This is a genomic window from Psychrobacter sp. (genome assembly GCF_035469765.1).
GTDB lineage: Bacteria > Pseudomonadota > Gammaproteobacteria > Pseudomonadales > Moraxellaceae > Psychrobacter.
In genome coordinates this window covers 1-8,593 of sequence record NZ_DATIRM010000299.1, presented here as the reverse complement: position 1 = coordinate 8,593, position 8,593 = coordinate 1, and the positions used below count along the sequence as shown (strand labels likewise).

General features: G+C 42.3%; 6 protein-coding genes, 1 tRNA gene and 2 pseudogenes. 3 read left to right on the top strand and 6 right to left on the bottom strand.

What is annotated here, in order from left to right; translation table 11 throughout:
- Positions 1-153 (top strand): annotated as a pseudogene (locus VLN09_RS12300) (TetR family transcriptional regulator); the annotation flags it as partial.
- A gap of 488 nt (positions 154-641) precedes the next feature.
- Here VLN09_RS12300 and VLN09_RS08450 read toward each other — a convergent pair.
- The 4 genes from VLN09_RS08450 to tsaA form a co-directional block, all read right to left on the bottom strand.
- Complete coding sequence (locus VLN09_RS08450; RefSeq protein ID WP_325245542.1) at positions 642-1,325, bottom strand: TetR/AcrR family transcriptional regulator; 684 nt, start codon at positions 1,323-1,325, stop codon at positions 642-644.
- 233 nt (positions 1,326-1,558) lie between these two features.
- Positions 1,559-2,347 (bottom strand): TatD family hydrolase, encoded by a 789-nt coding sequence (locus tag VLN09_RS08445; protein WP_325245540.1) that lies wholly within the window; start codon positions 2,345-2,347, stop codon positions 1,559-1,561.
- Positions 2,348-2,495: 148 nt separating this feature from the next.
- Entirely contained in the window at positions 2,496-4,283 is a 1,788-nt protein-coding gene (locus VLN09_RS08440) for a GspE/PulE family protein (protein WP_325245538.1), read from the bottom strand.
- A gap of 54 nt (positions 4,284-4,337) precedes the next feature.
- Positions 4,338-5,180: a tRNA (N6-threonylcarbamoyladenosine(37)-N6)-methyltransferase TrmO gene (gene tsaA, locus VLN09_RS08435; protein ID WP_325245536.1), complete on the bottom strand. Its 843-nt coding sequence runs from the start codon at positions 5,178-5,180 to the stop codon at positions 4,338-4,340.
- Between the two features lie 399 nt (positions 5,181-5,579).
- Here tsaA and VLN09_RS08430 point away from each other — a divergent pair, with 399 nt between their 5' ends.
- Positions 5,580-6,353, top strand: a complete 774-nt coding sequence (locus VLN09_RS08430; RefSeq protein ID WP_325245534.1) for a ferredoxin--NADP reductase — start codon at positions 5,580-5,582, stop codon at positions 6,351-6,353.
- 140 nt (positions 6,354-6,493) lie between these two features.
- Positions 6,494-6,580, top strand: a tRNA-Leu gene (locus VLN09_RS08425).
- Positions 6,581-6,673: 93 nt separating this feature from the next.
- On the opposite strand, the gene VLN09_RS08420 is transcribed toward VLN09_RS08425, so the two are convergent.
- The gene (locus VLN09_RS08420; protein ID WP_325245532.1) at positions 6,674-8,176 is read right to left on the bottom strand and encodes an aldehyde dehydrogenase family protein; all 1,503 of its coding nucleotides are present in this window, start codon (positions 8,174-8,176) and stop codon (positions 6,674-6,676) included.
- A 179-nt stretch (positions 8,177-8,355) separates the two neighbouring features.
- Positions 8,356-8,593, bottom strand: a pseudogene (locus VLN09_RS08415) (YjiH family protein); the annotation flags it as partial.

Genomic DNA, 8,593 nt, shown 5'->3' with positions numbered 1-8,593 from the left:
ACTTATACCGAAGATTATGATGATGAAGTCGACTTGGCTGAAGTTGAACAGCGAAAGCAGCTGATGCTCCATAACTGCACGCGCCAAGCACAGATGTTGTTTTATGGTGCTTATAACTGGAAGTCTACTGAAGAAACACATTTAAGTGATTAATACGATCGCTCTTATCTGCGCTTGTTAATGTGTTTAGACTTCTGTATTTAGCGTTTGAATTGCCAAGGATAGACGTCAAAAAGCCCAAAGCCGCTGAGAAATCATTTTCACATCTTTGGGCTTTTTATTACTCTCATTAGCGGGAACGCTTGATTAGGTAAATCATTAGCCGCTGAACCATTTGACTGCTGAGCATAAACCACATTCTCATCATGCCAGCGAATATAGACAAAATAACCACGACGACGATTTCAACTAGCGTAAAGCCAGCTTGGGTATGATTATGTGTCATTGGTAAGAAGGATTTTGACATACAGAGGTCATCTAGAATGGCGTCGTTCCATTAAAAATGGCGTTATATTGGGTGTGATATAAAACGAGAGATATGATTGACTGTATCAAGCAAAGGTTAATGTGCTGCTATATAGCATATAACAACACAGATCTTTATAAAATAACTACTCATGGTTTTAAGGTACAGAAAAAACCTAATAATTGGTGTTGCGATGCTCTTCTGACTCAGTATCGATCTGTTCGACCAATTCCTGCATATCCTCATCCATCACTTCATCCTCAGCCGCCGGATAATGGCTTGGCAACTCTAGCATCTGCTGTACAAAGGCATAGCGTAAGGTATCACGGCGTCCCAAGTAACGCTGATAAAAACTTGAATTCAACAGCCCTGCACCGCCCTGACCCATCGCCCAAATAGACGATAGATAATCACGCGTACTCAAACTACTATGCTCATTTTTTAGATAAGCACTGATGATATCAATCAAGCGCTTCATACGCTGACGGCGAATATCATATAGCTCACCAAATAAGCGATTAAGACCCGTCACTGACGCCGCCAAACGCTCTTCGATTTGATTAAGCAGCATGGCTTTTTGTGGGTTAAACAACTGCTGAAAAATCATACGAGCAACGCCTGCCGATGGGCAGTCATCAATGCGATTGATCTCGAACAGCTGTTCTTCATAACGAATAATAATACGCAGATAAAGCTCATCTTTACTGGAAAAATGCTTATACAATGTGCCTTTAGCCAAATCAAGCTGGTCTGCCAAGCTGTCTAAAGTGATGTCACCATCGCCTGACTCAAGTAGCAATTGTTCTGCCATTGCTAAGATATTCTCTTCTCGTACCTTGAATTGATGCTGACGACTCATAACCTCTCCTAAAACTTGACAATATCGTGCATATGACCACAGTTTGCATTGGCGTATTGGCATTCGGAGTATCAGATAATACAAAGACTGCGCGACGAATACAACAAAGGAATATGCGTATTTTTTCTAAATAATCATTTAAAATCATGAACTTATATTTAATACTGCAAGGCGGTGCGCATAAACAATCTGCCACTTGCAAGAAATGACTGAGTGGTCATAGCATAACCATTTTAGTGGTACTGTGCCAGTAAATTCTCAAAGTTTTTTGCAGTCAGTGTACCGACCTCTTCGCTACTGCAGCCATACATCTCTGCAATACAACTGGCGACATAAGGCACATATGCAGGCTCATTAGGTCGACCACGTTTTGGCACAGGCGCCAAATAAGGACTGTCCGTTTCTATCAAAATTCTGTCTCTTGGCATATTTTTTGCCGCATCTTTGATATTCAGTGCACTCTTAAAGCTCACTATGCCCGAAAACGAGATATAAAATCCTAAATCCAAAGCACGTTTTGCTGTTTCCCAATCCTCAGTAAAACAATGAATAATGCCATGCTCAGCACCTTCTGCTTTTAGAATATCAATCGTATCTTCTTTGGCATCCCGCATATGGATGACAAGTGGTTTTTTTAGGCTTTGGCTGGCATGAATATGACGAGCAAGACTGGCTTGTTGCTCTTTTTTATTTTCTGTCGACCAGTAATAATCGAGACCCGTTTCCCCTATTGCCCATACATAGTCAGCGTTGGCCGTTTCTATCAACCGCTCAAGTGTGGCCGCTTGTAATACGCTGATATCTTCACAAGGATGGATGCCGACGCTCATGCCAAGATTGAGCGTTTCATCGCCATAGGTCTTGACGATATTGGCAATCTCATCATATTCAGCAAAATCACACATAATTGCCATCGCGCGAGTGACATTGGCTTCTTTCATCGCAGCAATCGCGCCAGACAATTGACCATCGTACTTGGTCAAATCTAAACGGTTGAGATGGCAGTGGCTATCGGTAAACATAAACAATCTCGTTATAGTCATTTTAAAAAAATATTAGAATAAAAAATTCAATTTGTATGGTATTTATTGTTCTGAAGCGCGCGCTTTTCAAGCAATACCTAACAAACTTACTTTTAATGCAATGGCACCTTTTAATATAGCGGAACCCCTAATGCAAAGGCACCACGCGCATCACCTCTTCCATGGTCGTTACACCTTCACTAATGCGCTTCGCACCCGATAGGCGCAGTGGCTGTATACCTTCACGGTAAGCTTGCTGTTTGAGTGCATCTAAATTGGCATCAGCAGCGACCAGTTTTTTCAACTCATTTGATAACGGCATAATCTCATAAAGACCAACGCGACCTTGATAACCGGTATGTCGGCAGTGCTCGCAGCCTTGCGCCTTATAAATTTGTGCTGGTACGGGCGCGCGCCATGGCTGGACGAGCTCCTGCCATTGAATGGCAATCTCACTATCTGGGATCACATCAATCGCTTGTTTGCAATGCGGACATAATGTCCGTAATAGACGCTGCGCCATGATGCCCAAGATAGTCGCTGACGTCAAAAACGGCTGAATACCTAAATCGTGCAGTCGAGTAATAGAGCTTGGCGCATCATTGGTATGCAAGGTTGAGAGCACCAAATGCCCTGTTAATGAAGCTTGCACTGCCATATTGGCAGTCTCAGCATCACGAATCTCACCGACCATAATGATGTCTGGGTCTTGACGCATCAAAGAACGAATACCGTCAGCAAAGTGCAAATCAACCCCTGGATTGACCTGCATTTGATTAAATGCTGACTCAATCATCTCAATCGGGTCTTCAATGGTACAGACGTTTACTTGTTCAGTAGCTAATTGCTTGAGCGTACTATATAAGGTGGTCGTTTTACCCGAACCTGTCGGACCAGTCACCAAGATAATACCATTTGGATGCGCTGTCAGCTCGTGCCAAGTCTCAAGCTGCTTACCCGATAGACCAAGCTGGGCAAAGGAGCGCACGAGCACTTCAGGGTCAAATACCCGCATAACCAGCTTTTCACCAAAGGCGGTCGGCATCGTAGAAAGACGCAGCTCAGTCTCTAAGCCTTTTGGTGTGCGCGTTTTTAGTCGTCCATCTTGTGGCTTGCGTTTTTCTGCTACATTGAGTCGCCCCAAGATTTTAATACGCGCTGTCACTGCCACGATAATTGCGAGTGGCATCTCATAGACACTATGCAGCACCCCATCAATACGAAAACGCACCTTGCCTGTCTCACGGCGTGGCTCTAGATGAATATCACTAGCTCGCTGCTCAAAGGCATACTGCAATAGCCAATCGACGACTTTGACAATATGTTGGTCATTGGCGTCAGGATTGGTATTATCGCCTAGCTGCAATAGTGCTTCGACGTTGGTGATATCAGATGCTGCGCGTTTGTGTAGAGAGTTCGCACCCGCTATTGCTTGCGTAACTTGATAGAACTCCTGACGGTAGCGATTGATTTGCTCAGGATTGATAAATACCGTGCGATAGCTTTTTGACTTAATGAGTTTTTCAATATTGGCATGCCAGTCAGTATAAAACGGCTGATCAGTACCGATAACCACTTCATTAAGCATCACTTCAATCGGCAAGATATGCTGCGAGCGTGCATATTCAAACGACATCAACTGCGTGACCGCCGGTACATCAACCTTTAACGGGTCAATACGGACAAGCGGCATATCTGCTTTGGCAGCCAACCATTGATTAAGCCAAGCCAGCGTTAATTTATTCTCAGTATTATTATCAAGTGCATGACCATTTGGCAAACCAAACTCGCTGATAGTCAATAGCGGATGCTGCCCCTTATTGCGGCGACTAGTAATGACGAGATTATAACCCCGTTGGTCTATCACTTGATCTGCCAGCAGCTCATCAAGGCACCAACGCAAATCAATCACTATCGAATACTGTTGAGCAGCCATATTTTTCTTCTTCTATGTTGTAGAGCATTTGGTCAGCGACGATATTTATCTTAACTATATTGTGTTGATATTCGTTATCTGTAATTCACCTGAATCTATCAACTGAAAACTTACATCAACAGATTTATAGCACATGATAAAGGAAGTATTAACCTCTTTATGACGATAAGCAGGGCGTGGGTCTTGTGCTATCAACGCTTTAATATTATCAAGATCAGGCATAAGCAATTGTTTTTGCATTTTATGAATGACCGCGTTTACCGTTGATTTTTCATTCTTAGAGATTTCTTCTACTTCATTTTGAACATGTTGATTGTCTATAATTTGCACAAACTGCTCATAGGCAACTTCAGTGATAATAACATCCAACAAATGCGGCGCAGAGGGCGCAAAACCGCTATGAGCATTAGGAATTGCATCACTATAAGCCACATAGGGCTTGATATCGATAATTGGTGTACCATCTATCATATCAGCACCACTAATGATAAGTAACACGCGCCCCTCTATAATTTCAATCCGTTCAAGCTTAACCACAGACAATCCAAGCGCTGAAGGTCGATACATACTACGACTGGCAAATACTCCTATCTTCTGATTACCGCCCAAACGTGGCGGTCGCACTTGCGCACGAAAGCTGCTATCCGCTTTATTAGCCTGTTTATCTTTCTGTAAATAGTGGTGATGAAACTGCCAGCTGACCCAAATATGGCTAAAATCTTCCAAACCAACAAACGCAGCTGGCGTATCATAAGGCGCAATCATCTCAATGACACTGGTCAATGCAACCAAATTTGGCTGTCTTGGTGCGCCAAATTTTTGTGAAAGTGGGGCATGATGGTAGCCGATAATTGGTGCTATATGATTATGCAAAAAAGAAGCAGTCTGACAAGACATAAATTAAATCCAAAAAAACAGGTTTTTATAGTTCCACATAAGTGCTATACAAGCCAGCTGTGACTAATTATAGATAATAACTCACTAACGATATTCCATTTTATCATGCTATACCAAAGCCGCTTGACGGATTTTTATTTTAAAGTTTGTTATGATGAGCGAGAAATTTATTGAGAATGGCTTGCATTCATCAATAATGGCTTAAAAATCGCGGTCATGCGCGCCGCATCAGCTTATAACGCCGAATAATAATGTTAAAATAACGAAGTGATGGCTTAATTAGCATTGATAGCATTCATCTTCTATTAAAATTTTGTACCATTTTGACTTTATCATGGAAAATGGGTATTTAGCACTTATTTAGATTGATACAGATTACCACTTACTAACGAGGAATTTATGTCAAAACTCCGCACCGAAACGGTTACAGAGGTTCATCATTGGAATGATGCACTATTTAGCATCAAAACCACACGCGACGACGGCTTACGTTTTCGTAATGGTGAGTTTGCGATGATTGGTTTGGTCGTTGATGGCAAGCCTTTGCTGCGAGCTTACTCAATTGCCAGTCCTAATTATGAAGAACATTTGGAGTTTTTCTCCATTAAAGTACAGGACGGTCCATTAACGTCGCGTTTGCAACATATTAAAGTTGGTGATGAGCTATTGGTCAGTAAAAAACCAACGGGCACTCTCGTATTAGATGATCTCTTGCCGGGTAAGAACCTCTATATGCTGTCAACCGGTACAGGTGTTGCGCCATTTTTAGCATTAGCACGTGACCCTGAAGTCTACGAGCGTTTTGAAAAGATCATTTTGGTACATGGTGTGCGCGGTATTAGTGACTTGGCTTATCGTGAAATGTTCGAAAACGAGCTGCCGAATGATGAAATTTTTGGTGAAGATTTCCGTAAAAAATTCATTTATTATCCGACTGTCACTCGCGAAGAGTTTAGAAACACCGGTCGTATTACCGACTTAATGAAATCTGGCAAATTTTTTGAAGATATTGGCCTGCCTCCTATGAACAAAGAAGATGATCGCGTCTTAATATGCGGTAGCATGCCGTTTAATGCTGAAGTCTCAGCTATTTTGGATGATTTCGGTCTAACGGTCTCACCGCGTATGGGTGTACAGGCAGATTATGCCGTTGAACGCGCCTTCGTTGGTTAAAATCTGAATTTTTATTCAAAATATAATAAATAATTCTTGACGGATAATTTTAGGCTGCTATAATACGCAGCCTATACAGAGATAACCCTGTAGCCCAATTCGATAATGTTTGGCAGTATATAAACTTTATCACCTAACACGCCGGTGTGATGGAATTGGTAGACATGACGGATTCAAAATCCGTTGCCTTTAAAAGCGTGTCGGTTCAAGTCCGACCACCGGTACCATATATAAAAGCGATTGTTAATTGATTTAACACATTATTAGTCGCTTAAAAAAGCCTCCTTATCGGAGGCTTTTTTGTGTACAGATTTTGAGCATTACTGCGGCAACAAGACATGCTTGCTCTTTTGGTAGGCAGACAGACCATCTGCGCCCAACTCTCGACCGATACCACTTTGTTTGAAACCACCCCAACCAGCTTCCGGCAAGACTATTTGTTGCTCGTTCATCCAAATATGACCCGCTTGGATTTGTAGCACCATATCTAACGCTGCTTTTTCATCAGCACTGACAATGGTCGCTGCCAACGCATATTTGCTGTCATTGGCTAAGCGAATGGCCTCTGCCTCCTCTGTAAAGGTTGTAGTTACCAATATGGGTCCAAACACTTCTTCCATCCATAGTTGACTGGTCGCTGGTACGTCCGTATAAATGGTTGGCGTCGCAAAATATCCTGAGCCATCCACTATCTCGCCACCAGTGAGGCAATTAAGATGTTCAGCCGCTGCAATATCAAAGTATTTTTTGACTTGATTAAGTTGCTGTGCGCTCACCAGAGGACCCATTTGCGTACTGATATCAAAGCCATCACCAATATGCAGACTCTCTGTTTTTGCCTTTAATATCTTAAATAACGACTGCTTGATGTCTTGATGGACCAGCAGCCTTGAGGTAGCAGAGCAGATTTGACCTGCATTGGTAAATATACCACCGATTATTAAGTCACAAGCGTAATCGATATCAGCATCTGCGCACACAATGATGGCTGATTTGCCACCAAGCTCTAAGCTAATATCTTTGATACCTTTTGCCGCTTGACTCATCACTTTTTCGCCGACCACATTACTGCCGGTAAAAGACACTTTATCAATCTGTGGGTGACTGGTCATAGCAGCACCTACTTCGGCACCGCCGGGTAAGATATTGACTACCCCTTTTGGCATATTGATAGCCGATAAGATATTGCCCAGCATTAATTCAGGTAATAGTGTCACCTCAGACGGTTTTAACAGTACGGTACAGCCGGCAGCCAATGCAGGGGCTAACTTCCAAGCAGTGGTCACCATCGGAAAATTCCACGGGACGATAAGCGCACAAATACCAACGGGTGCATAGGTCTTTAATAAGCGTATGCCCGATTCACTTGTAGAGACCTCAGACCATGTCTCTTGCGCTGTAATCAGATTGGCATAATAACGATAGCAAGCAATTGCATCACTGACGTCTATTTTTGCCTCCTCTATTGGCTTGCCATTATTTAATACCGATAACCCAACCAATTTATCAAACTGCTGCTCCATAGACTCTGCAATCGCATTCAGATAACGTGCACGCTCGCTTACGGTAGTTTGTGACCAACTGGCATAGGCATCAGAGGCAGCGTTGACCGCAGTTTCTACATGAGCACTAGTACACAAGCGCGTCGTTGCAATTACTTCTCCTGAATTTGGGTCATATAAGGGATGAATATCTGTCTCGTCACCTCTTTCAGCCGTCTCAACAGCTACCCAGTTACCATTTATATATGCCGCATTAAGTACCACATCATTTTGCATCGTCTGTTTTGCGATGTCTCGTGTTAAGCCGTCAGAATTATTCATTATTGTATTACCTTGTATTTTAAATACTGTTTGTATGACAGTTTTCCAAATCATCTATTATTAAAGAAAAGCTCATTAACCTATCTCTGTATGAGTCATCTTGCAAAAAAAACAGTCGATTTAACCTTTAATCAGGTAAAACCGACTGTTAGCCTAGCATCAGGCTATAGGTACATTTTTTAATATAAAAGATGCGCCACGCTAGTAATGACCACCAAGCTGATAAGCGTACGAAAAATGAAAATCATAAACAGCTCTAGCACATTAAGCTTGATATTTGATTTCAAGATCAGTGCACCTACTTCAGACATATAGATAATCTGGGTGATAGAAGCTGCACCAACGATAAATCTTGTCATCTCACTCTCAATACTCTTACCAACCAAAGCCGGCAAATACATATCGGCAAAGCCCATA